The organism is Halomonas sp. IOP_14 (genome assembly GCF_021021315.1).
In the GTDB taxonomy this organism is placed as follows: domain Bacteria; phylum Pseudomonadota; class Gammaproteobacteria; order Pseudomonadales; family Halomonadaceae; genus Vreelandella; species Vreelandella titanicae.
In genome coordinates, this window is sequence record NZ_JAINWD010000011.1 from 143,051 (window position 1) to 166,042 (window position 22,992).

Below are 22,992 nucleotides of genomic sequence, written 5' to 3' on the forward strand. Positions count from 1 at the left end.
GTGGTTAGGCCTGGGTGGCAGAGTTGTCACTGGAATAGAATTGCTCATTGTTCTGAGCCATCTGACGCAGCTTGTCGGTGGGCGCGTATAGCGGGCCCAACTCCTCAGCTAGCCCTTCCGCCAGCTTGACGAACTCTGCAACGCCCATGGCGTCGATGTAGCGCAGCGCACCACCACGGAAAGGCGGGAAGCCGATGCCATAGATCAACGCCATATCGGCTTCGGCTGGCGTGGCCACAATGCCATCTTCCAGGCAGCGCACGGTTTCCAAGCAGAGTGGTACCATCATGCGAGCGATAATATCCTCGTCGGAAAACTCTTTATGCTCTTTCACCACCTCTTTAACTAAAGCGTAAGCCGCTTCGTCGGTGACTTTCTTCGGCTTACCCTTCTTGTCCTCTTCGTAGGCGTAAAAACCCTTGTCGTTCTTCTGGCCTAAACGGTCGTTGTCGTACATGACCTGAATGGCGGTTTTACCGTCGCGAGCCATACGATCAGGGAAGCCTTCCGCCATTACTTCATTGGCGTGAACGGCGGTATCCAGGCCGACCACGTCCAGCAGGTAGGCCGGACCCATGGGCCAGCCGAACTTCTCCATCACCTTATCAACGTGCTGGAAGTCAGCACCCTGCTCAACCAGGAAGCTAAAGCCGCCAAAGTAGGGGAAAAGCACCCGGTTGACCAAGAAGCCTGGGCAGTCGTTAACCACAATCGGCGTTTTACCCATTGCCCGGGCGTAGGCCACGGTGGCAGCAACGGCGGCATCCGAGGTCTTCTCACCACGGATGACTTCTACCAGCGGCATGCGGTGCACGGGGTTGAAGAAGTGCATGCCGCAGAAGTTTTCAGGCCGCTTTAGGTTTTGCGCCAAGCGGTTGATGGAAATCGTCGATGTGTTCGAGGTGAGAATGGTATTTTCGCTCACCATACCTTCCACTTCGGTAAGCACGGCGTCTTTGACTTTGGGATTTTCAACCACCGCTTCGACGACGAGATCGACGTTGCCAAAATCTCCGTAGGAGAGCGTCGGGCGAATATTAGTCAGCTTCTCCGCCATCTGCTCGGTGGTCAGCTTTTTGCGCTCCACCTGTTTGGCAAATAGCTTACGGGCTTCTTTCAGGCCCAGTTCAATGGCGTCATCCTTGATATCTTTCATCAGAATCGGCGTGCCTTTAGAGGCACTCTGATAAGCGATACCACCACCCATGATACCCGCACCCAGCACGGCCGTTTGCTTCACCGGCTGCGCCTGCTTCTCATACTTGCTGGCTTTTTTCTTGACCACTTGGTCGTTCAAGAACAGACCCACCAAGTTGAACGCCACGCTGCTGAGTGCCAGCTTGGCGAAGGCTTTGGCTTCAATCGCCTGGGCACGGCCACGCTCTTCGCCAGCGCCTTTCTGAATCACTTTGATCGCTTCTACCGGCGCCGGATAATGAGGCCCCGCTTTACCGGCGACATAGCCTTTCGCCGTTTCAAACGCCATCATCTGCTCAATCGGGTTGAGCTTCAGCGGGCTGGTCTTTTCAGCACGACGGGCCTGGTAATCCAGCTCACCGGCATTGGCACGGTCAAGAATATCCAGCGCGGCCTCTTCCAGCTGTTCGTCCGTCACCACCGCGTCGACGGCGCCCACTTTTAGCGCGGCATCGGCACGGTTTTCGGTACCACCGGCAATCCACTCGATGGCATTATCGGCGCCAATAATGCGCGGCAGGCGTACACAGCCGCCCCAACCGGGCAGAATGCCGAGCTTGGTTTCTGGCAGGCCGATCTTGGCTTTCTCGCCCATCACGCGAAAATCAGTGGTCAGCAATACTTCGCAGCCGCCACCCAGCGCCAGACCATTGATCGCTGTTACGGTAGGGAACGGCAGATCTTCAATAGCGTTAAAAATATCGTGAACCTTGAGATTCATCTCCTCAAGGTAGGCTTCGCCTTTATCAAATAGACTGTGAAACTCGGTGATATCGGCGCCCACGATAAACACATCTTTCCCGCTCGCAATAAGTAAACCTTTTAAGCTATTTTCAGCTTGAATGGCTTTTACTGCTTCGCTCAGCTCTGCGACCACCGCGCTGGAAAGCTTGTTGACGGACTCATCTTTCAGATCGAAAGTGAGCATTGCGATATCATTGCCACTCGGGGTGTCACGACGTGTCACCGTGATGGCGTTGCCTTGATAGATCATCCGCGCTCTCTCCACATTTTCGGGCTGGCTCTGAAAAGAGAACCCGCCACATTTCTCATACGGCTTCCACACGACTTTCATACGGTCGTTTGATTGCCTTAGCTTGGTTGAGTTGCCTGATAACGTCAAGCCCAGACTTTTGGCTAATTTACTCATTTAGTGAGACCAGCGCTCTCCGGCATCCGTTCATAGAGCGCCGTCTGAGTGAATGTAACCGATCCCGCCAGAAGCATGGATTTGCAGTAGATCAGCGTTAAGCCTGACAGCCTGTTAGAATCGCGCTTCCTTTTACTTTGCAGGTTATCTTGTTATGAGCGCACTGCTCACGCCTTCACGTATTGAAGCCATTCAGCAGCGAATTGAACGCATTGTCGAACGCCTCAAGCCCTGGAGCTGGCTTTGGCCACCAATGGCCTTTGCTGCCGGGCTAAGCAGCTTCTTTTTAGTTGATCGCCAGCAGTGGTTAGGCGCAGCGCTGGCGCTGGGATTACTGTTTGCCTGGACGCTACTGCTTTCGGAAGGCTTGATCAGCCGCTGGTTGTCGCGCCGGGGTCACCCCACGCCACCCCGGGGCGTAACCACTTTTATTGCCCAGATGATTCACCAGGAGACACTTTTCTTCACCCTGCCGTTTATCTTAGTCACCACGGTGTGGAATAGCGGGCAAACGCTGTTTGCGCTGCTGGTGGGCGGCATGGCAATACTGTCGATTATCGATCCGCTCTACTTCAAAGTCGCGGAGCGCTGGCGCAGTCTCTATTTCGTCTTTCATGCCCAGTGTGTCTTCCTGGTACTACTGGTCACACTCCCCATCATGGTGCACCTTACCACCGGCCAGAGCCTGCTACTGGCCCTGGGGATCACCATTTTGGTGGCCTTGCCAAGTTTTTGGCACTTGCTTAAGCAGCGCTCGCTCAAACGCTGGTGCGCTTTTTTTGTGTTGACGCTGCTACTCGCCTATGGAGCTTGGCTGGGACGTATATGGGTACCGCCTGCCAGTCTCTGGATGACCAGTAGCGCGCTCTCTCCTGGTTTTAATGTTGAGCAGCGCCTGCCTCAAGGCTCGATGGCGTTAACGCCACAAGCCATCAGCGAAAATGGCCTTTATGTTTACACCGCTATTCGGGCACCGCGGGGATTAAGTGAAACTATTACCCATGCCTGGCATCACAATGGTGTGCCAATGGATGTTGTGGAGCTTAATATCGACGGTGGACGCGAGCAGGGTTACCGCGCATGGAGCCACAAGCAAAACTTTCCCGAAGACCCTACTGGCGATTGGCGCATTGATATCATGACAGGTACGGGCCAGCGCTTGGGATTAATACGTTTTGAGGTCTCAGACGATGCTCAGCAAGCCACGCTGGCAGATGGAGAGATACGCGCCAGTGGTCTAAGTGGATTAAACTTACGGCGGTTTGTGCCGGGTAGCCCTAACGATGAAGAGGCGCGACCGGAAGATTGAAGGGTTAAGCGCCTTGCATTCAGCGGCGTAGCTTATGACAATTCGACTACTCACATTTATTGGCAGCTAGTTACCTATGGCTTCAACGATTGGATTTCGCATCGCACGCTTGCCCCACTTATGGCGCTCCATTTTGGATCGCCGCTTGGCGCCGTTGGGGTTAACCCAAACGCGCTGGGTGACGCTGTATCACCTGTGGCGTCTTGGCGAAGGCCATCCACAGTGCGACCTCGCCCGTGCGATTGGCGTCGAGGCTCCCTCTCTTGTGCGCACCCTGGGCCAGCTCGAAGAACAAGGCCTAGTTGAACGCCGAGCCTGCGACAACGACCGTCGCAGCAAGCGGATTTATCTTACCCCTGCCGCTATGCCGCTGCTGGAACAGATCGACAGCGTTGCGCAACAAGCGCGCAAAGAGATGTTCGCTGGCTTAAGCGAGGAGAACCTCGAACAACTCAACGAATGGTTGGCAGTGATCGAGGCAAACGGCTTGGCGATACAAGCACGGGATCAGGATAATCCGACATCTTGATCGCTGACTGTGGATGACGCCTGCTCAGTGCCCTTTAACGGCTGGCTGAAAGGCTGGTCGGCACGGCCACGCAGCGCCTCCCGCAGTTGCTGAAATTCGGGTAGATAGGTCGCGAATCGCTCCGCGGTTTGCGACTCCCACCACCAAAGCGTCAATGCATAGGGCGTTGACTGCACCACCAAGGCATCTTGCGGCAAGCGTTCAAGTAGTGTTTTTAACGCTGCGGTGGCGGCATCAGGTAAAGGCCGCAAGGGGGCAATCCGCCAGCGCCAGCCAGCATGAAATGGCGTTAAGGCTTCACTGGCATTGCTGTCTCTTACCAATAGAAAATCAGGGCCCGGCTCTTCCTGGGGATAGTGCCAGCGATAAGCTGGCATGGTGCCTCTAAAATGGTGTAGTGGCGGCTTTTCCAGCTTGATACTGACGCCCTGTTTGGCGATTTGAGTACGCAGCGCCTGCTGGCGTTTTTGACGCGGGCTAGGCTTTAGCCACATCACCGGCGCAATTACAAACAGCATAATAAACACGATAATCAACCATTCCATCTCTACATTTCCTCCCACATAAGCCACACTGTATAAACTAATCTAAAAACCATGACTCAGGTCGCTGTTTTGACCCAAGTCATTGTTAAAACGCTTGCTATTGTTAAAACAGGACACGCCATCTAAAGTAACGGTTATTGAACAAAGAGCCTCTTTGTTACCTACTGCCAAGGAGATACGCCATGAGCTATCACCACATTTTAGTTGCCGTTGACTTAACCAAAGACTCCCACAAGATTCTGGAACGTGCCGTTGCGATCGCTGAACGCAACGACCAAGCCAAAATCTCCATTATGCATACCCTGGAACCGCTTGGGTTTGCCTACGGTGGCGATATCCCCATGGACTTGACCAGCATCCAAGACCAGCTAGATGAACACGCCAAAAAACGCTTAGCCGAAATCGCCGCCCCACATATTGCCGAGGCTGACCAGCACGTAGTGGTGGGTATGCCCGACACTGAAATTCACCGTTTTGCTGAAGAGCACGATGTGGATCTAATCGTAGTGGGCTCCCATGGGCGCCACGGTTTTGCTCTACTGCTCGGCTCAACCTCTACCGGAGTATTGCACGGTGCTCAATGCGATGTGCTAGCCGTTCGCGTCGGTAAAAAAGGCGAAGAAAGCGACGAGTAACCTAAGGCACGATAACGTTTATAAAAAAGGCGCCCATACGGCGCCTTTTAACGTTTTCAAGCTACTCACCGGCAGCCATCGCTTCTAACTCCATCCAGCGCTCCATGGCAACTTCTAACGCCTTCTGCACTTTTTCAAGCGTTTGCAGCTTAGCCGTAACGGCGTCGGCATCCTGCTGATAAAACGCTGGGTCACCGATTTCACTCTCCAGCACCTCTACTTGCCCCTCAAGACGTTCGATTTCGGCGGGCAGTGCATCTAACTCGCGTTGCAAATTATACGAGAGTTTGACGCTTTTCTTGACCGTTGCGGCAGGTGCTTCAGCCACTTTCTTGGGCGCTTCTGAGGTGGGTTCGGTACGCTGACGCGCCGCCCCTTCCCAAGGTGCTGGCGGCAGCTTGCCCCCCTGGCGAATCCAGTCGGTATAGCCACCCACGTATTCACGTACAACGCCATCGCCTTCAAAGGCGAGCATGCTGGTCACCACGTTGTCCATAAAGGTTCGGTCGTGGGAGACCAGTAGCAGCGTGCCATCGAAATCGAGCAGCAGCTCTTCGAGCAGCTCCAGGGTTTCCATGTCGAGGTCGTTGGTCGGCTCATCGAGCACTAACACGTTAGCTGGCTGAGTGAACAACTTGGCCAGCAGCAGGCGGTTGGACTCGCCACCGGAGAGCGCTTTCACCGGCTGGCGCACCCGCTCGGGGGTGAAAAGAAAGTCCTGTAGATAGCTCATCACATGGCGATCTTTACCGCCCACACTGACACGATCACTGCCTTGGGCAACGTTGTCGTAAACGGTTTTTTCCAGTTCAAGCCCAGCGCGCAGTTGGTCGAAATAAGCCACTTTCAGATTGGTGCCCATCTGCACCTTGCCTTCAGTGGGTTCCAACTCGCCCAGCAGGATTTTCAGCAGGGTTGTCTTGCCCGCACCGTTGCGCCCCAGGAAGCCAATACGGTCACCGCGCAGTACCTCAAGATTGATATCGCGCAGTACCACCTCATCGCCAAACCGTTGGGTGACACCTTGCAGCTCCACAACGCGCTTGCCGGTACGCTCACCACGATCCACCGTCAGGTTGGCATTACCCTGGCGCTCGCGGCGCTGACTCCGCTCGTTGCGCATCGCTTCCAGCGCTCGAACCCGGCCTTCGTTGCGGGTACGCCGGGCTTTAACGCCCTGACGAATCCAGGCTTCTTCCTGGGCAAGTTTTTTATCAAATTCGGCGTTCTCCCGCGCCTCTACTTCCAGCTCGTGCTGCTTACGAGCCTGATACTCTTCGTACTTGCCGGGGTAGCGCCCTAGCTGGCCACGGTCTAGCTCCAGAATATTGGTGGCCAGCTTGGAAAGAAACGCCCTATCGTGAGTAATCAGCAGTACCGCGCCGTTAAACGCCAGCAGTTGCTCTTCCAACCAGGCAATGGTGTCTAAGTCCAAGTGGTTGGTAGGCTCATCAAGCAACAGTAGATCAGGCTCGGCGACCAAGGCACGCGCCAGCGCCACCCGGCGGCGCCAGCCACCGGAGAGCGAGCTCATCTCAGCCGCGGGGGGCAGGCCTAAGCGGGTCAGCACGGTGTCGATACGCTGGTGGAACGACCAGCCATCAATGGCTTCCAGGCGCGTTTGCAGGGTCGCCATGCGATCCATATCGGGGTCGGGATCATTGATCAGATGATCGTACTCGGAGAGTAGCTCCCCGGCTTCCGGCAGCCCTTGGGCGACCATGTCAAAAATGGTCAGGCCGGATGATTCGGGTAACTCCTGAGCCAGCACACCGATCTTGAGGCCAGGTGCCCGCCAAATTGAGCCATCATCGGGCAGGATATCCCCCGCTACCAGCTTCAGCAGAGTGGATTTGCCGGTGCCGTTGCGCCCGACCAGCGCCAGCCGCTCGCCTTTTTCAACCGTCAGGTCGGCGCGATTGAGTAGTACATGGGTGCCGTAGGCGAGTTGCAGCTGTTCGAGTCGTAACAGGGTCACGCGGTGTCCTCCTAAATCGTGAGGCGCACAGTGTAACGCATGAGCGGCCCAGGAGGGGGAACCATATAGAGGTGAATCGTAGAGCGGAAATCACCAGCGTGATACCGTTTTGCCAGCAACTACAATATCTCAACCAAAAAACGACTTTTAAAGGCGGGCTGACAGTGACGGTGACCGTCTCGATGCATTTTGTGAATGAGCTGTTTAAAGGTTTACCCAACAGCACAATACCGCCCACCCGCTACCTGGAGCGGGCGGGGATCTCGCCCTTTTTACTTTCGGCCCCCCATGGCCGCGTCACGGTTGAGCAGTTTGCCGAACTGTATCGCGGGCTGGTGAACGAACTGGACGACGAAACGCCCGGCTTTTTTTCCCGCCCGCTGCGGGGAGGCACCCTGAAGCTGCTGTGTTTAAGCATGCTGGATGCGCCCAATTTGCAGGTTGCCCTGCACCGCTATACGCAGTTTTTCCGTATTCTTCTCGACGACTTTGGCTATGCATTTACGCTCGAAGGGGATCTTGCCCGTATGGCCCTGGTGGAACATGCCCCCTTGACGGGCAGCCGCACTCTGATTCATGAGCTGATGCTCAAGCTGTTTCACGGCATCGCGTCGTGGATGATAGCGCGTAAAATACCGCCCATTTTGATGGAGTGCGCTTACCCCCAGCCGCCGCACAGCGCTGATTATCTCTACTTTTATCCTGGTACAGTACGCTTTGGGCAGCCGCAAACCGCGATCTATATAGATCGCGGTTTTCTTGATCATCCTATCCGCCAGACCAAGAGACACCTGGGCGCTTTTTTAAAGCGCGCCCCCGCAGACTGGTTCTATGTGTCGTTTGCAGATCGCCTGCTCACCCACCGGGTGCGCGAACACCTCTCACGTCATCTGACTACGTCTGGCACCGTGCATAGCGTAGCCGATGCGCTGCATATGTCTGCTCGCACGCTGGCGCGGCATCTCAAAAGGGAGGGCACCCACTTTCAAGCGGTCAAGGATGAGTACCGCCGCGATGTCGCTATTCAGGCACTCACCTGTAGTGAGAAGCCCCTGGTTAGCATCGCGGAGGCGTTGAGCTTTGAGGATCTGGCCTGCTTTAGTCGTGCCTTTAAAACCTGGACAGGCAATTCGCCCGCCGCGTATCGCAAAGCGCGCACGGCGGGCAACGTTCGCTAGCCAGCCCGATAGGCTATATTTCGGTGCGGATACGTTTCTTATCCAGCTTGCCCACGCTGGTTTTGGGTATCTCATCGACGAAACGAATCATGCTGGGAATCCCCCAGCGATTGAGTTTTCCCTGAGCGACAAACTGCTCTAAAAACGCCTGCACGGCTTCAGTGGTGGGCGGGTTGTTCAGATCGGCGGGGACAGCTAACGCCGCTGGCCGCTCTCCCCATTTATCGTCCGTCACCCCGATCACCGCCACTTCGGCAATGCCTGGACACTGGCTGATATAGCTCTCCAGTTCTAACGACGAGAGCCACTCGCCGCCGGTTTTAATCACGTCTTTTATGCGGTCGCTAATGGTCAGAAAGCCCCGCTCATCAAGCGAGCCCACATCCCCGGTATGCAGCCAGCCGTTGCGCCATAGCTCCTCACTGCGTTTCTCCTCTTTATAGTAGGCCTGGGTCAGCCAGGGTGCTTGAACGCGCACTTCACCTACGCTTTTACCATCATTGGGTAGCGGCTCGCCGTCCGCATCGACCACTTGAAGTTTAACCAATGGTATCGGCAGGCCCGCTTTACAGCGCCAGGGTAGCTGGGTCTCAAAATCAGCGTCGCCGATATCCTGCGGCAGAATATCGGCGGTGAGTAGCGGACAGGTTTCCGACATGCCATAAGCACTACGGGTATCAATCCCCAACGCCCATGCTTTGCTTGCTAGCGACTCGGTTAACGCACTGCCGCCGACCAATACTTTCCAACCGGCGAGGTCGACCTGTTTTGAGGTAATCGCCTCGGCGCTGACCACCATGTTGAGCAGGGTGGGGACGCAGTGGGAGAAGTCGACCTTCTCGCTGACCAGCAGCTTGACCAGCATTTCCGGCTCGTAGCGGCCAGGGTAGACCTGGGTAGCCCCCATCAGCGTGGCAGTATATGGCACACCCCAGGCGTGAACGTGAAACATGGGGGTAATCGGCATGTAGACCTTGTCGCGGTTGAGCAGCTCAAAACCGGGCGCCTGGAAAGCGCTAGACTCGTTCAAGGTATGCAGCACCAACTGGCGGTGGGTAAAGAAAACCCCTTTGGGATTACCCGTGGTACCGGTGGTGTAGAACAGTGTGGCGACGGCGTTTTCATCAAAGGTGGGAAAATCGTAGTGAGTAGGCTGTTGGCTTAATAACGATTCAAACTCGCCCACCAGCGGCAGAGTGGTATCGACTGTTTGCGGGGTCTCCTGACACAGCAGGTAGCCACGTACTTGGGGTAGCTTATCGGCCAGCGGCTCAAGCAGTGGCACAAACTCTTCGTGCACGATGACGAAAACGTCTTCGGCGTGATCCATGGTATAGAGGATTTGCTCCGGAGCCAGGCGCACATTCACCGTGTGGAGTACCGCGCCGATCATCGGAATGGCGAAGAAGCACTCCAGGTAGCGATGGCTATCCCAATCCAGCACCGCCACCACGTCACCGGCTTGCACGCCCTGTGATGTCAGCGTATGGGCCAGTTGATGCACCCGCTCACGAAAACGCTCGTAGCTATGGCGGCTCTGATCCCGGTAGACAATCTGATTGTCGCCCGCCATTCGCACGCCTGCCTCCAGCAGGTCGCCAATCATCAAGGCAGGATTTGTCGCAGAGGCCGCGGCGGGTAAAATTTTCGGGGTAACTGAAGGCATAAACACTCCTATAAGCTTGTTCTTGTGGCAATCAAGTCGGATCAGCCGCGCTCGATAAGCAGGGCGATGCCCTGCCCTCCACCAATACACAGCGTTATCAAGCCGTAGCGACCGTTAATACGTTCCAATTCGTGTAGCGCTTTGAGAATCAGAACAGCTCCTGTGGCCCCCACCGGATGCCCCAAGGCAACCGCGCCGCCGTTAGGGTTTAGTTTCTCTAACGGAAAACCTAGCGTGTCGGCCACCGCCATGGCTTGGGCAGCAAAGGCTTCATTGGACTCAATCACATCAATCTCATTAATGCTTAGCCCTGCCTGCTGCAGGCAGCGTTTCACAGCAGGAATCGGGCCAAGGCCCATCAGCATTGGCTCAACGCCTGCTGTTGTGGCAACACGAAGATGCGCCCTGGGCGCTAAGCCCCGCTGTGAGGCTTCATCGGCATGGGCCAGCACTAACGTGGCTGCACCATCGTTGATACCCGAGGCATTGCCTGCGGTCACCATGCCGTCTTTTTGGAAGGCGGGCTTGAGCCGCGCCAAATCGCTAAGTTGGACGACATCGCGCACGTGTTCATCGCGGGAGAAAAGTACCGTTTGCTTACCGCGACTGACCTCCACTGCTACGATTTGATCGTCAAAGCGGCCTTCCGCGATGGCACGCGCCGCTTTTTGATGGCTCTCAAGGGCAAACTGATCCAACTGCTCACGGCTTAGGCCATACTGTTTAGCGATGTTCTCGGCAGTGCAGCCCATATGGCCGCTGCCAAAGGGGTCGCTCAAAATGCCTAGGGTTAAATCCTCAACGTTCACATCCCCCATACGCACGCCGTTGCGCGCTTGAGGAGGCAGCAGATAAGCCCCGCGCGACATCGACTCAGCGCCACCTGCCAGCGCTAAGCGGCTGTCGCCCATAGCAATCTGCTGGGCGGCTGAGACCACCGCCTGTACACCTGAACCACACAGCCGGTTGACGTTGAAGGCCCCCGCTTCTTTCGGCACGCCTGCTTCCAGTGCAATATGACGCGCCAGATAGGCATCCTGGGGGCCGGTGGTAATAATGTGGCCGTATACCGAGTGATCGATATCTCCGCCCTCAACGCCAGCACGGCGCAACGCCTCTTTGGCGGTTATCGCCCCCAACTCAAACGGCGCCTTGGTTGAGAGCGACCCGCCAAAACTCCCGATCGCGGTTCGTGCACCGCCTAAAATCACTACATCATCCAACCGCATGGCTCTCTCCTGTGTTCAAACTCACCGTCTTGCTACGCCACTTTGCCCAGCAGCGAGCGGGCGACAACTTCTTTCATGATCTCTGAGCTGCCGGCATAGATCGTTTGTACTCGGGCATCCAGATAAAAGCGTGAAATGGGATATTCGTGGGTGTAGCCGTAACCGCCAAATAGCTGCAGGCAGCGATCCACCGCTTGACACTGCAGCTCGCTGAGCTGCAGTTTTAAAATCGCTGCATCCGTGCTGCTCATGGTGCCCTGGCGGTACTTTTCGACGCAGTGCTTAAAGTAGGCACGGGCCACGTCCTGCTGGGCTTTTATCTCCGCCAAGGTAAAGCGGGTATTTTGAAAATCCGCCACCCGCTGTCCAAACGCTTGGCGCTGCTGTACGTACTCCAACGTCAGCGCCAGCGCTCCCTCCACGGCGCCCAGCGCCTGTGCACCAACGCCCAGGCGTTCACGGGGCAGCTCCTGCATTAGGTAGCGGAACCCGGCGCCCTCCTCTCCCAACAGCGCATCATGGGGCAACTGCATTTGATCAAAGGCAAGCTCGGCGGTATCGCTGGCGTGCTGGCCGATCTTTTTAATCGGTTTCCCCCGCGAAAAGCCGGGTAAGCGGGTGTCGACCAAAAAAAGTGACACGCCCTTTGACCCGGCGGAAGGGTCGGTTTTGGCACACACGATCACCAGGTCGGCAAACTGGCCATTGGTGATAAAGATTTTGCTACCGCTTAACTCCCAGCCATCGTTAGTGCGCTTCGCCCTAGTTCTCATTGACGCAAGATCACTACCCGCATGGGGTTCGGTCATGGCAATGGCCCCAAGCGCATCGCCACGGGCCATGGCAGGTAGCCAACGCTCACATTGAGCCGCTGTCCCCAGATTCTGCAGGTAGGGCATAACGATATTGGCGTGGATATTATAGGCACTGGCAAGGCCACCAAACCCCTGGCGGGAGAGCTCTTCCAGCGCCAGCTGGGTGATGGCGATATCGGCTCCTGAACCACCGTGCTGTTCGTCAAGGTCAATGCCGAGCAGCCCCGCAGCGCCCAATGAATGCCATAGTGAACGGGGTATTTCACCCGCTGCCTCCCACTCATCGTAGTACGGGGCAACCTCCTGGCTTAGGCAGCGTTTGATCATGGCGTGAAACAGGTCGGTCGTTTGCTCGTCCATGCTCACCCCTTGAGGTCTTGACGTAGATGGCGCTTGAGAATTTTGCCTGCGGTACTCTTGGGTAGCGCATCGGCAAAGAGGATGCGCTTAGGTACTTTATAAGGCGCCATCAACGTTTTTGCATGATGGATCAGTTCCTCCTCGCTTGCCTCTTGACCCTCTTTCAGTACCACCACTGCCGTAATGGCTTCGATCCACTTCTCATCCGGCTGGCCGATCACCGCCACTTCGGATACCGCCGGGTGCTTGAATAGCCCCTCCTCTACTTCACGGCTAGCCACCAGCACGCCGCCGGTATTGATCACATCCTTGATACGGTCAACAACGTATAAATAGCCCGCTTCATCGAAGTAGCCCACGTCCCCGGAGTGGAACCAACCACCCTGGAAGGCTTCTTCAGTCATCGCCGGTTTATCCCAGTACCCGTTCATAAGCTGAGGTGAGCGGTGGACGATTTCGCCATGCTCGCCGGGTGGGACGTCATTCATATCGAGATCGACGATACGGGTTTCCACCGTCAGAATCGGCCGCCCAGCGGACGCTGGGCGCTCGGCGTGCTCTTCAGGGCGCAGCACGGTCGCCAAGGGAGCAATTTCGCTCTGTCCATAACAGTTATAGAGCCTTACGCCCGGTATACGCTGCTGGAGCTCCTCCAGTACCGGCACCGGCATAATCGAGGCACCGGCATAATCGAGGCACCGTAATAGGCTTTGTGGAGGGCGCCAAGGTCAAAGCGATCAAATTCAGCGTGGCGCAGTAGGCTGATCCAGACCGTGGGCGGGGCAAAAAATGACGCGATCTGGTGATTAGCTATGGCGCTTAAGCACAGCTCGGGAAGCGGCGCCTCTAGCAAATAGACAGGCGCACCGAGCAACAGCGCTGGCATCAGAAAGACGTGCATTTGTGCTGAGTGGTAAAGCGGCAGCGCGGCGAGCATGGCGTCGCTGCCTTTGATATCCAGTTCAACCATGCAGGCCATATATTCGGCCATCAGTGCCTGATGGGTCATCATCGCGGCCTTCGGCGCGGCGGTGGTGCCCGAGGTATAGAGCAACTGAGCAAGGCTGGCACCGTCGACCGTCACATTGGGCTCTTCACTATTGGATCCTGACGTAGCATGAGCGAGTACATCAAAGCTTGCTGCATCCTGCCCCTGATCCGCGTGCAGGGTTACCATCAGGGCTAGATCCAAGCCTTCGGTCACGACACTCACTTTGTCGGCGAGGCTGATATCGCTGAGCAAACCCGTTGTCCCAGACTGGTCAAGGATATAGCGCAGCTCATCGCTGCTTAAGGCAAAATTGATCGGCACATGTACCAAACCCGCTTTAGCAGCGGCTAGCCAGGCGATGACATAGGTATCGGAGTTTTTGCCATATACCGCCAGCCGGTCACCTGGCGAAAGCCCAGCTGCCAGCAAGCCATTGGCTACGCGGTTGGCTGCCTGGTTGAGCGCTTGATAGCGCCATTGGCGCTCGCCAAATACCAGCGCCAGCTGGTGTGAGTATTTTCGAGCGCTGCGGTTTAAAGCAGCCCCGATACTGTTTTGCTGAATAACCGACGTTTCCGGCATGCCAAATCCTCTGAGTTGTTATTAGCAGAGACTTAAGGAGCCTCTGATTAGCGTAATGAGCGAAGGCCAGACAAGGCAAAAATCAACGAAAAAGCGGAGTTTACGGGTTGTAAATGAGCATTTTGAGACGATTTTTAACGCCGTATGGCCGAGCGCAATAGTTAATCAGAGGTTTCTTAACTGTTTACCAACGGGCAGACACTCTCTGAAAGCGGACGGAAGGCCTCTTCTGCAGGGATGGTGCGAATAACATGAAAGAGATCATCCTCATCTTGCGACTCTTCAGGTGTTTTCACTTCTACTAAATACATATCGTGAACCATGCGGCCATCCTCACGGATGTAGCCACCGGTGGCGAAAATGTCGTTGATGGGGGTATCGGCCATTTGCTGACGAACGGTTTGAGTGTCATCAGTACCGGTGGCTTCAATCGCTTCAAGGTAGTGGCGAGTACTGGAGTAGAGACCCGCATGTACCATGGTGGGCATGCTGCCGGTACGCTCACGGAAGCGCTCCGCCCATGCGCGGGTTTCATCGTTTAAATCGTAGTACCATGCTTTGGTGAACTGCAGCCCCTGAGCGTTCTCTAAGCCAATGCTGCGTATATCGGTACTAAACAGCACCATTCCCGCCAGAATCTGCCCTGCCTGGGTAATGCCGAACTCACCTGCTGTCTGCACCGCGTTGATCGTATCGCCACCAGCGTTATTCAGCGCGATGACATCAGCGCCAGAGGCTTGCGCCTGAAGCATAAAGGAGGAGAAGTCACTACTGGGGAAAGGGTGGCGAGCGCTGCCTACGATAGTGCCGCCATTTTCAGTCACTACGCGCGTGACGTCGGCCTCCAGTGCGTGACCAAAAGAGTAGTCAGCGCTTAACAGATACCAATTTTTGTGGCCCTCATCAGTAATCGCCTTTGCCGTACCGTTGGACATCGCCCAGGTGTCATAAACCCAGTGAATATGATTGGGCGAACAGTGCTCGTTGGTAATGCTTGAAGAGACAGCGCCATTGACCAGCCCAAGTTTATCCGCCTCTTCCAGCAGGCTCACCGCCGCCAGAGTGACAGAAGATGCCACCAGCCCGGTGACCATATCGACGTTGCGCTCATCGATCCACTCACGCACGACGCTTGAGCCTACATCCGGGCTATTACGGTCATCGGCGCTAAACACCACAATATTGGCCCCATTGACACTGCCGCCCATATCTTCAATCGCCATATGGATAGCGTCTTCGCCCAACGGGCCAATGGGGTCGCGATAAACGCCGGACATATCGGCTAAATAGCCAATACGGATTTCGTTATCAGAGATACCCTCAGCAGCGACGGTAGTTGGCACATAGCAGACCACCAGAATGGCAGCGGCGAGAGTGGAAGTAGCAAAGCGGTAAGATGCACGATGAGATGAACGATAAGATTGTTGCATAATTATGTGACTCTCTTTTGTTGTTATTAAAGGGTGTTATTGAATCAATCGTAGTGACGTAGCACGTAATAGCTTGCGTTCATCTTAGGCGGTAATAAGCCCTAGCTGTTTACCTATCGAGCCAGATTTTTTGCAATTCGTGCCATTTCCTTGCGCTCACCTTCTTCAATACACCATTAGTCGATGCTCGCGCATGCCGTTACAATGAATGGTGCCTTTGTATAATTGAACGGGAGAGACCTTTGGCCACTGCTGATGCCGATGACTTTTTACCCGAAGCACTACAGTTTCGGCCTAGCGCTCCTTTGGTGGATATCGGCGCTAACTTGACCCATGAAAGCTTCGAGCGTGATCTTGAGGCGGTTATCCAGCGCGCCCAGGCGGCGCAGGTAACGACCATGATCGTTACTGGCACCGACCTTGCCCACGCCAAGCAAGCGGTTGCCCTGGCCAAGCAGTATCCTGGCCTCTACGCCACGGCGGGAGTGCACCCCCATGATGCCAGTCGCTGGGATAAGAACCTTGAACATGCCATGGCGGCCCTGCATGCCATGCCGGAAGTGGTCGCCGTAGGCGAGTGTGGTTTGGATTTTAATCGCAACTTTTCGACGCCCAAGGGGCAGGAGCGTGCCCTTGAAGCGCAGCTGGCTCTCGCAGTAGAAAGCGGTTTGCCGCTGTTTTTACATGAACGAGATGCTGGCCAGCGTATGCGCGAAATCCTGCATGCGTGGCGAGACGACATCAGCCACGCGGTGGTGCACTGTTTTACCGCTGACCGCGATACGCTGTTTGGTTATCTCGACCTAGACTTACATATAGGGTTGACGGGTTGGATTTGCGACGAGCGGCGCGGTCATCACCTGCGCCCATTGGTAAGCGATATACCCTTAGAGCGCTTGATGGTAGAAACCGACTGCCCTTATCTGTTACCCCGTAACCTACCGGCGAAATTAAAGGGTCGCCGACACGAACCGGCGTTGCTACCGTGGATTGTCCGCGAGATCGCCCAGTGGCATGGTATTAGCGAAACAGAGCTAGGTGCGGCAACCACACAGACCGCCCAGCGTTTTTTCCGTCTTCCCACGGAATCTTAAAAGGAGTATTAGCGTGGCCGATTATCCAGGGTTTATAGCCATTGAAACAGGCGAAGACGATGGGCTCCCGCTAGCCATTGCCTGGTCGCTCCCCGATGGCCGGGTGAAGCAAACATTGATTCAGCCGGACGATAGCTGGATCAAAGAGGATACCAATGCCATGGGCGCTTACAGCATGGAAGAGCTGGAGAGCTTAGGGGTTAGTCCGCTTGAGGTAATTCGCGAGCTTGAGAACGACCACTTCTCCGCCACGCTGTATACCAGCGACAATGGCGACGACGAAGCGGCACTAGCGCGCCTTTTTGACACCTACGGGCTTGATCCTTTTGTTGAGCTAGCCCCAGCGTCGGTGCTCTACCCTTCACTTACCCCAGGCGAATGGCACCGCCAACGGCGCGAAACGTTCAGCGAGCTGGGTTTAGAGCCGATGCGCCCAGAGCATGAGCTGGAAGTGATGCTATCGATGCATCAGCGCCTGACCGAAGAGGATTAAGCCGGCAGCGCTTTATCCATTTTATCCAACGTGGCATGCGCCTGTGCCACGGCTTCCGCTAGCGTCGCCTGGTCAGAGTAGAAGCGTTTAAGCGCCACCTGGAAGGCGTTTGCGCGGGCTGGAAAGCCCTCCTTCAAGTAGCGCTGGGCGCGGGCCTCCACTCGCGCTGCAAATGCCTCTATATCTACCTCTATATCGCCGCCTAGATTGTCCACGCTGACATGAAACACGCGACCACAGGCACGGGTGAAGATAGACTCCAACGCCTGTGGCGCAATCTCAGCCTGCTCAAACGCTTTTTGCTGTTCAGCATCGCGCCCATCAGGGCAGTACCAGTAGCCGTAATCCTCTTGTTGGCGCCGCTGTGCTCCCGCAATACACCAATGGCTGATTTCGTGCAGCGCACTGGCATAGTAACCCCGCGCAAAGATAACCTGATGATAAGGGGTTTCACTGTTAGCGGGCCGATAGAGAGGCTCATCCCCGCCCCGAATCAACCGGGTTTGATACCGCTCAGCAAAAATCCCGTCAAAAAGCGCGGTAATATCCTCGAGCGTCCATCGCTCCTGCCTGTCACTCACATTGACCTCGTTTGATACTGGTTTTGGGGCATTATACCCACACGATTAATACAAGCTAACGGCTAACCCCAAAAGTGAGTCGCTCCTGCTAATATAGCGGCCTTTCACAGCAACTTTTCCCCTTCAGGAGCCAACAAGTGGGCGGCTTTACTCAGCAAATTAAATCGGTTTACTGGCCAGAAACACGAATGTTAATGCACTTGGCACTGCCTATTTGCGGTGCTCAGTTGGCTCAGGCAGGGATGAGTGTCGTCGACGTTATGATGACCGGTCGGCATGACGCCACCTCACTTGCCGCTGTATCGGTGGGCTCGAGCCTGTGGATGCCACTCATGCTATTTATGACGGGCACTTTAATGGGGCTTACCCCAATTGTGGCGCATTTGCTGGGTGGGAAGCGCAATGAGGCTATTCGTCCAGCCGTTCATCAGGCGCTTTGGGTCGCGCTGCTACTAGGCGCTATCGCGGCTGTGCTGCTTTGGTCGGCTATCATGCCGATATTTGAATTAATGAGTGTGCCCCCAGCGGTCGCCAGCCAGTCTGCCGCCTATCTGTCAGCCGTCGCCTTTGGCATGCCGGGGATCGCTCTATTTCAGGCGCTTAGAGCGTTTTCAGATGGTATGAATCATACCCGTCCGGCGCTATGGATCAGCTTGGTCGGTTTAAGCGTGAACATTCCTGCCAACTACCTCTTGATCTACGGCGGTGATGGTTTGGTTGATTTATTTGGCGCCTGGGTTCCCACTAGTCTGCAACAGTTACCTGCCTTGGGCGCTTTTGGCTGCGGCATTGCGACGGCGCTCTCCATGTGGACGATGGCACTCGCGATGGCCTACTACACGCGCAGGGGAAGTACTTATAAAAGCGTTGCGATTTGGCAAAAACTGACACCGCCCCAGTGGCTAGGTATACGTGAATTAGTGGTGGTGGGCGTTCCCATTGGCGTAGCCATTTTTGTTGAAGTGACTCTGTTCACACTCATTGCGCTCTTCATTGCCAGCTTTGGTGAAGTCACGGTGGGAGCTCACCAAATAGCGCTAAGTTTCACCTCCATTCTGTTTATGCTGCCCCTGTCGCTGAGTATGGCACTGACCGTACGAGTGGGTAATACGCTGGGTCAGCAGCGCTTAGCACTAGCCCGTAAAGTCGCTTGGAATGGAATTGTCATCAGCGTCATCATTGCCGCTATTAACAGCCTCGTACTGTGGGTTAGCGCCGAGCCGGTAATCGCACTTTACACCTCCAATAGTGAGATACAGGCGCTAGCGCTCTCGATCATTGCTTTAGCCGTTATTTTTCAGCTCTCAGACTCGTTACAGGTCAATTTAGCGGGTGCTTTACGCGGCTATAAAGATACCCGCATTGTGATGGTGATTACGGTGCTCTCCTACTGGATTGTAGGCTTGGGTGGCGGCCACTGGCTGGGCTCCTATGGAGTGGGCGAGGTCGCCCCGCTAGGTGTTCATGGCTACTGGATTGGGTTGATTGCGGGCTTGAGCACCGCAGCACTGCTACTTGGCTGGCGTTTACAGCGTATTAGCATTCGGGAGTAAACATGGCTCGATGGAGAAACTTTTCTCTAGCTATCATCCTAAGCGCCCTTCTGTCTGGCTGTGGGGACAACCCCGCTGAGCAGCAGTGGCAGCGTTATCATCAGCAACTCGCCAATGACCTTGCACTATCAAACATTCAAAGAGCTGACCCGGGTAATATTGGCGACTTCCCTGAGCGCCCCGATCGAATTATAGATATCCCCGAAACCCGGGACAGCCTGTTGAATGTATACGCGCTACGCGAATGCCAAATCACGTCGCTAATCGCTGCACGTAACAATCAACTGGGGCGTGTAGCACCGCCTAGCCAACAGTGGCTATATGAGCGCACTCTATGGCAGCGGCTAAGCACCTGCTTAAATAGCGAAGTTCCCGAGCAGTTAAGCGATGAAGATAGAACGCGCCTAAACCGATTAACCACGACTAAAACGACACAGTTACCCGCGGTAAGCTGGAACGCTATTTTTGATTCCAGCGAGTGGGTTAAAAGCTTCTCACGAGCAAGCCAGCCTTTATCTAACATCGATGAAACTACTATTGCTGGCCAGCTTGAAGCGATCGATTACTTGCAGCAAATGACGGATCACCAGTTTGACCTCGACTGGCAGCAGGACTCTTCAACCCTTGAAAACCATTTGAAAACCCTGCAAGAGCGGCCATTGACCGCTGAGGTGTTGCGCGCCCTGCTACTCGCCACTCAACGCTTAACAGAAGCGAATGCATTGTTAGCTCGGCAGAGTGATACCACACGTTGCTTAAGCCGTTGGGAATCGCCGTCGCTTGAGCGCTTGGAGAACGCTGCCCAGCAATGGCTAACAGCGATCAATCGCTTAATTGACGCACAGCAGGTAGGCAAGCCAATAGCGATTCAACGCTACCAGGAACGCTGGCTTTCGCTGGATAATGCCCAAGCGCCCTGGGGCCAGTTTCAGCAAGCGCTCTCTGAGCATCAAGCGCTGCGAGTTCGCTTTCCAACTTGTTCAGATAATTAAAAAGCGCAGAACCCTTAACCTTATGAGCAAGTTGTGCTATTTGTGGATATGAGAGGCAAATGAATCAGCTTTGCCAATCTGATGACCACGCAGCATAAGGAGGGACACAATGGGCGCATCCTTGTCACCCCGCTCTGCCCAGGTCATCGACCTGGAAACTGTGCGCCAGCGTCAGCAGGCGCAAAAGTGCCTTGTCCGTTTAGCCCCTGAGCTAGATGGCTTAGAGATGGTGTACCAGCTCGCTGCGAGTCCCGACGCCTACTATGGCTTACCTATTTTGGCCTGGGGGTTAAGAGAGGACGGTAGCGTCATCGGTTTGGTGCCGTGGATGGAAAGCCTGGCAGCCTGCCATGATCTGAACAGCCAGGAAAATGGCTACTTCGTAGGTTATCGCGATCCTGAAACGGAAGAAATTTTTGATACGCCACCGGATCACAAATACCACGAGCTAGTTGCGGCGGCTGAATACTTTGATTATGAGGCTTCTGGCGAAGTCACCCTTATTCAGCAAATCCCCGACACTCTGGGCACCCACGCGCTGTGCATGAATCACCCCGATTCACCCTGGCATATGAAGCCCGTTTACGGTTGGCGTCTCTACAGCGACGGTAGCCTTGACGCGCTCCTTGCCGACGAGAACAAAGCGGCGATGACACCGATTTTGTTAGGGGATGAATGCCTGTACAGCGCTCACGCCCGCCATCAGACCGTTTACTTTTTCCAGCGTCATATCGCCAACCGTATCCTGGAAGAAGATCCAGCGACGCTTGATGCGCTAGCCATGATGGTTGTGGCCAGTGATTAATCGAGTGCCTTAATGTCGCTTTGTGAGCGAGGCCAACATCAACGATTTTGATTTGAGCCTCGCATGGCTTTTCGGGCTATTTCGACGGACTATCTCAAAGGTCTATCTCAAAAGGTTATGCTAAACGAATAAAGTAGAGGTAGTTGCTCTCAGAGACGGTGTGCTGCTCTAGCAGCTCGTGCCCTAAAAACTGACAAAACTTGGGCACATCTCGCGTGGTGGCTGGATCTGTGGCAATCACTTTGAGCACTTGGCCTGGGGTCATGTCGCGCACTTTGTTATGCATCAGCATAATCGGCTCTGGGCAGTAGAGTCCTGTGGTGTCCAATACCGCATCAACGTTGGGTAACGTACCCGTATTATCAGCCATCAATATCCTCGATGTAGGAAACAGAAAGTATGATTAAAGTTATCATCGAACGGCGAATTATGCCCGGTCTTGAAGAAGAATTTGAGCAAGCAGCGCGAGAGGCAATGCGCGTTTCTCTAGGCGTAAGGGGCTTTATCAGTGGTGAAACATTGGTAGAACTGGGTCATACCGATCGCCGACTGATGATTACCAAATGGCGTGACCTCCGCGCTTGGAAGGAGTGGCACTCAAGCGAAGCGCGGGCAATGGCCATGCAGCGTATTTTACCGCTGTTAACCGAAGATGAAACTATCCGGATTTACGAGCCAAGCTATTAAACATGGGTTTCACTAGCATTAATCCCTAAGCCTTACATGCACCGTTACCTCTTCCCTATCGTGATAGAGGTGACGGCATGATACGTTGGCATGCACACCCGCTTTTTCCAGCGACTCTTCCAGCGCCGTTAGACAACGTGTCACCTCATCCCAGCGCTTTTTCATGGGCAACTTGAGGTTGAAGATCGCCTCTTTGCACCATTTACGAATCAGCCACCGCTCCACCATGGCTAGCACTCTCACTGGTTTATCAACAATGTCGCAGACCAGCCAGTCTAAGCGCTGTGGTGGCTCCCAGGTAAAGCCATCCTCTTTGAGATGATCAATCTGCCCAGTCTTCATCAACTGTGATTCCATCGGGCCATTATCGATGGCATACACGTACATGCCGCGCTGAATCAACTGCCACGTCCAACCTCCTGGGGCGGCCCCTAAGTCAGCTGCTTGCATATGCGGTGCTAGCCGCACATCCCACTCATCCCTAGGAATAAACTCGTGCCACGCCTCTTCCAACTTCAGCGTTGAGCGGCTAGGCGCACGGGAGGGGAAGCGCAGCCGCCGAATACCATTAATCAAATCACTACGATTGCCTGGGAAGCTCATCGCCAGCTGCACTTGATCACCGTCAGTCCAGAAAATATGTAAACGTCGTGCGCCCGCGCTGCGCCTTAACGCACCACGTTTTTTCAACATACTTTCCAGCGGCTTGGTAAGCGCCTTAATCAGCCCGGCCAGTGCTTTGCCATCGTTGGTATCCGGCGTTTCATGCCAAATCTCTTCAAAGCTCCAACGGCTGGCTTTGACCTGTTCCAAGATAGCGGTAAGACGATCGTCACGTGAAAGAGTGAGCGCAGGTAAAGCCGCTAAGCTCTGGCGCGCAAAAATCAGCTTTTTAAACGCTGCCTGGCGGTGTAAATCATTTACCGCTTCACCATCAACACGCGTTAAGCTTACCCACCCCTCACCATGAGATGACTCACAGGCGATGCCCTGTAATGCTGCGTGATGCTGTAGCTCTGCCAACGCATCACTCTCAAACCCAGGACGGCAGTAAACTAACCATGACGTAGGTACCGTTTCACTCACCACTTCACCTCGATTCCGCCCATCACAAACGGTGATGGCTGGCTAATTAATTGGGGCGCATCATAGCATTTATCTAGCTGAGGCGTGAGGCGTGAGGCGTGAGGCGT

The 22,992-nt window shown here is 54.9% G+C and carries 22 protein-coding genes; 10 read left to right on the forward strand and 12 right to left on the reverse strand.

Annotated features, from left to right (window positions below; translation table 11 throughout):
• Positions 1-4: 4 nt before the first annotated feature.
• On the reverse strand, positions 5-2,191 hold the full coding sequence (fadB, locus tag K7H09_RS11185; RefSeq protein ID WP_027958889.1) for a fatty acid oxidation complex subunit alpha FadB: 2,187 nt from the start codon (positions 2,189-2,191) through the stop codon (positions 5-7).
• Between the two features lie 310 nt (positions 2,192-2,501).
• Here fadB and K7H09_RS11190 point away from each other — a divergent pair, with 310 nt between their 5' ends.
• Positions 2,502-3,656 carry a DUF5924 family protein gene (locus K7H09_RS11190; RefSeq protein WP_009288643.1) on the forward strand — a complete coding sequence of 385 codons (1,155 nt, stop codon included), beginning with the start codon at positions 2,502-2,504 and terminating at the stop codon, positions 3,654-3,656.
• 76 nt (positions 3,657-3,732) lie between these two features.
• A complete protein-coding gene (gene slyA / locus K7H09_RS11195; RefSeq protein ID WP_141440914.1) occupies positions 3,733-4,185 on the forward strand; it encodes a transcriptional regulator SlyA in 453 nt (150 codons plus the stop codon).
• On the opposite strand, the gene K7H09_RS11200 is transcribed toward slyA, so the two are convergent.
• Positions 4,164-4,730, reverse strand: coding sequence for a preprotein translocase subunit YajC (locus K7H09_RS11200; RefSeq protein WP_141440913.1), 567 nt, complete (start codon positions 4,728-4,730; stop codon positions 4,164-4,166). The two genes, slyA and K7H09_RS11200, sit on opposite strands and share 22 nt — an antisense overlap.
• A 182-nt stretch (positions 4,731-4,912) precedes the next feature.
• Here K7H09_RS11200 and K7H09_RS11205 point away from each other — a divergent pair, with 182 nt between their 5' ends.
• Positions 4,913-5,365, forward strand: a complete 453-nt coding sequence (locus K7H09_RS11205; protein ID WP_022522962.1) for a universal stress protein — start codon at positions 4,913-4,915, stop codon at positions 5,363-5,365.
• A gap of 61 nt (positions 5,366-5,426) precedes the next feature.
• On the opposite strand, the gene K7H09_RS11210 is transcribed toward K7H09_RS11205, so the two are convergent.
• A complete protein-coding gene (locus tag K7H09_RS11210) occupies positions 5,427-7,343 on the reverse strand; it encodes an ATP-binding cassette domain-containing protein (protein WP_141440912.1) in 1,917 nt (638 codons plus the stop codon).
• A 164-nt stretch (positions 7,344-7,507) separates the two neighbouring features.
• On the opposite strand from K7H09_RS11210, the gene K7H09_RS11215 reads away from it, so the two are divergent.
• Positions 7,508-8,521 carry an AraC family transcriptional regulator gene (locus tag K7H09_RS11215; protein WP_141440911.1) on the forward strand — a complete coding sequence of 338 codons (1,014 nt, stop codon included), beginning with the start codon at positions 7,508-7,510 and terminating at the stop codon, positions 8,519-8,521.
• Between the two features lie 13 nt (positions 8,522-8,534).
• Here the strand turns inward: K7H09_RS11215 and K7H09_RS11220 are convergent, their stop codons facing one another.
• The 6 genes from K7H09_RS11220 to K7H09_RS11240 form a co-directional block, all read right to left on the reverse strand.
• On the reverse strand, positions 8,535-10,187 hold the full coding sequence (locus tag K7H09_RS11220) for a fatty acid--CoA ligase (protein WP_022522959.1): 1,653 nt from the start codon (positions 10,185-10,187) through the stop codon (positions 8,535-8,537).
• A gap of 41 nt (positions 10,188-10,228) precedes the next feature.
• A complete protein-coding gene (gene bktB / locus K7H09_RS11225; protein WP_041159545.1) occupies positions 10,229-11,416 on the reverse strand; it encodes a beta-ketothiolase BktB in 1,188 nt (395 codons plus the stop codon).
• A gap of 32 nt (positions 11,417-11,448) precedes the next feature.
• Positions 11,449-12,591: an acyl-CoA dehydrogenase family protein gene (locus tag K7H09_RS11230; protein ID WP_230804638.1), complete on the reverse strand. Its 1,143-nt coding sequence runs from the start codon at positions 12,589-12,591 to the stop codon at positions 11,449-11,451.
• Between the two features lie 2 nt (positions 12,592-12,593).
• A complete protein-coding gene (locus K7H09_RS24605; RefSeq protein WP_442908118.1) occupies positions 12,594-13,262 on the reverse strand; it encodes an AMP-binding enzyme in 669 nt (222 codons plus the stop codon).
• Entirely contained in the window at positions 13,214-14,164 is a 951-nt protein-coding gene (locus K7H09_RS24610; protein WP_442908119.1) for an AMP-binding protein, read from the reverse strand. The genes K7H09_RS24605 and K7H09_RS24610 overlap by 49 nt, the downstream gene beginning before the upstream one ends.
• Before the next feature lie 176 nt (positions 14,165-14,340).
• Positions 14,341-15,594, reverse strand: coding sequence for an ABC transporter substrate-binding protein (locus K7H09_RS11240; protein ID WP_230804640.1), 1,254 nt, complete (start codon positions 15,592-15,594; stop codon positions 14,341-14,343).
• Positions 15,595-15,836: 242 nt separating this feature from the next.
• Between K7H09_RS11240 and K7H09_RS11245 the strand changes: the two genes are divergently transcribed.
• Together K7H09_RS11245 and K7H09_RS11250 are read left to right on the forward strand one after the other, a co-directional pair.
• The gene (locus K7H09_RS11245; RefSeq protein WP_041159549.1) at positions 15,837-16,688 is read left to right on the forward strand and encodes a TatD family hydrolase; all 852 of its coding nucleotides are present in this window, start codon (positions 15,837-15,839) and stop codon (positions 16,686-16,688) included.
• A 13-nt stretch (positions 16,689-16,701) separates the two neighbouring features.
• Positions 16,702-17,181: a hypothetical protein gene (locus K7H09_RS11250; protein ID WP_022522953.1), complete on the forward strand. Its 480-nt coding sequence runs from the start codon at positions 16,702-16,704 to the stop codon at positions 17,179-17,181.
• On the opposite strand, the gene K7H09_RS11255 is transcribed toward K7H09_RS11250, so the two are convergent.
• Complete coding sequence (locus tag K7H09_RS11255) at positions 17,178-17,762, reverse strand: elongation factor P hydroxylase (protein ID WP_027958879.1); 585 nt, start codon at positions 17,760-17,762, stop codon at positions 17,178-17,180. The two genes, K7H09_RS11250 and K7H09_RS11255, sit on opposite strands and share 4 nt — an antisense overlap.
• Before the next feature lie 137 nt (positions 17,763-17,899).
• Between K7H09_RS11255 and K7H09_RS11260 the strand changes: the two genes are divergently transcribed.
• The 3 genes from K7H09_RS11260 (at position 17,900) to K7H09_RS11270 (ending at position 21,112) form a co-directional block, all read left to right on the forward strand.
• Positions 17,900-19,315: an MATE family efflux transporter gene (locus K7H09_RS11260; RefSeq protein WP_041159550.1), complete on the forward strand. Its 1,416-nt coding sequence runs from the start codon at positions 17,900-17,902 to the stop codon at positions 19,313-19,315.
• Between the two features lie 2 nt (positions 19,316-19,317).
• Positions 19,318-20,307, forward strand: coding sequence for a DUF3080 family protein (locus tag K7H09_RS11265; protein WP_041159551.1), 990 nt, complete (start codon positions 19,318-19,320; stop codon positions 20,305-20,307).
• A 109-nt stretch (positions 20,308-20,416) separates the two neighbouring features.
• The gene (locus K7H09_RS11270; RefSeq protein WP_009288633.1) at positions 20,417-21,112 is read left to right on the forward strand and encodes a hypothetical protein; all 696 of its coding nucleotides are present in this window, start codon (positions 20,417-20,419) and stop codon (positions 21,110-21,112) included.
• Positions 21,113-21,227: 115 nt separating this feature from the next.
• On the opposite strand, the gene tusA is transcribed toward K7H09_RS11270, so the two are convergent.
• Positions 21,228-21,482 carry a sulfurtransferase TusA gene (gene tusA / locus K7H09_RS11275; RefSeq protein WP_022522949.1) on the reverse strand — a complete coding sequence of 85 codons (255 nt, stop codon included), beginning with the start codon at positions 21,480-21,482 and terminating at the stop codon, positions 21,228-21,230.
• Positions 21,483-21,511: 29 nt separating this feature from the next.
• Between tusA and K7H09_RS11280 the strand changes: the two genes are divergently transcribed.
• Complete coding sequence (locus K7H09_RS11280) at positions 21,512-21,799, forward strand: antibiotic biosynthesis monooxygenase family protein (protein WP_022522948.1); 288 nt, start codon at positions 21,512-21,514, stop codon at positions 21,797-21,799.
• Between the two features lie 18 nt (positions 21,800-21,817).
• Here the strand turns inward: K7H09_RS11280 and rlmM are convergent, their stop codons facing one another.
• Positions 21,818-22,888 carry a 23S rRNA (cytidine(2498)-2'-O)-methyltransferase RlmM gene (rlmM, locus tag K7H09_RS11285; protein WP_041159552.1) on the reverse strand — a complete coding sequence of 357 codons (1,071 nt, stop codon included), beginning with the start codon at positions 22,886-22,888 and terminating at the stop codon, positions 21,818-21,820.
• Positions 22,889-22,992: the final 104 nt, after the last annotated feature.

Bases quoted from the DNA above. Each gene is read 5' to 3' on its own strand.
- tusA (WP_022522949.1), bottom strand. From the start codon at position 21,482: ATGGCTGATAATACGGGTACGTTACCCAACGTTGATGCGGTATTGGAC.
- K7H09_RS11265 (WP_041159551.1), top strand. From the start codon at position 19,318: ATGGCTCGATGGAGAAACTTTTCTCTAGCTATCATCCTAAGCGCCCTT.
- K7H09_RS11220 (WP_022522959.1), bottom strand. From the start codon at position 10,187: ATGCCTTCAGTTACCCCGAAAATTTTACCCGCCGCGGCCTCTGCGACA.
- K7H09_RS11230 (WP_230804638.1), bottom strand. From the start codon at position 12,591: ATGGACGAGCAAACGACCGACCTGTTTCACGCCATGATCAAACGCTGC.
- K7H09_RS11280 (WP_022522948.1), top strand. From the start codon at position 21,512: ATGATTAAAGTTATCATCGAACGGCGAATTATGCCCGGTCTTGAAGAA.
- K7H09_RS11240 (WP_230804640.1), bottom strand. From the start codon at position 15,594: ATGCAACAATCTTATCGTTCATCTCATCGTGCATCTTACCGCTTTGCT.
- K7H09_RS24605 (WP_442908118.1), bottom strand. From the start codon at position 13,262: ATGCCGGTGCCGGTACTGGAGGAGCTCCAGCAGCGTATACCGGGCGTA.
- K7H09_RS11205 (WP_022522962.1), top strand. From the start codon at position 4,913: ATGAGCTATCACCACATTTTAGTTGCCGTTGACTTAACCAAAGACTCC.
- K7H09_RS11200 (WP_141440913.1), bottom strand. From the start codon at position 4,730: ATGGAATGGTTGATTATCGTGTTTATTATGCTGTTTGTAATTGCGCCG.
- K7H09_RS24610 (WP_442908119.1), bottom strand. From the start codon at position 14,164: ATGCCGGAAACGTCGGTTATTCAGCAAAACAGTATCGGGGCTGCTTTA.
- K7H09_RS11190 (WP_009288643.1), top strand. From the start codon at position 2,502: ATGAGCGCACTGCTCACGCCTTCACGTATTGAAGCCATTCAGCAGCGA.
- K7H09_RS11270 (WP_009288633.1), top strand. From the start codon at position 20,417: ATGGGCGCATCCTTGTCACCCCGCTCTGCCCAGGTCATCGACCTGGAA.
- bktB (WP_041159545.1), bottom strand. From the start codon at position 11,416: ATGCGGTTGGATGATGTAGTGATTTTAGGCGGTGCACGAACCGCGATC.
- fadB (WP_027958889.1), bottom strand. From the start codon at position 2,191: ATGATCTATCAAGGCAACGCCATCACGGTGACACGTCGTGACACCCCG.
- slyA (WP_141440914.1), top strand. From the start codon at position 3,733: ATGGCTTCAACGATTGGATTTCGCATCGCACGCTTGCCCCACTTATGG.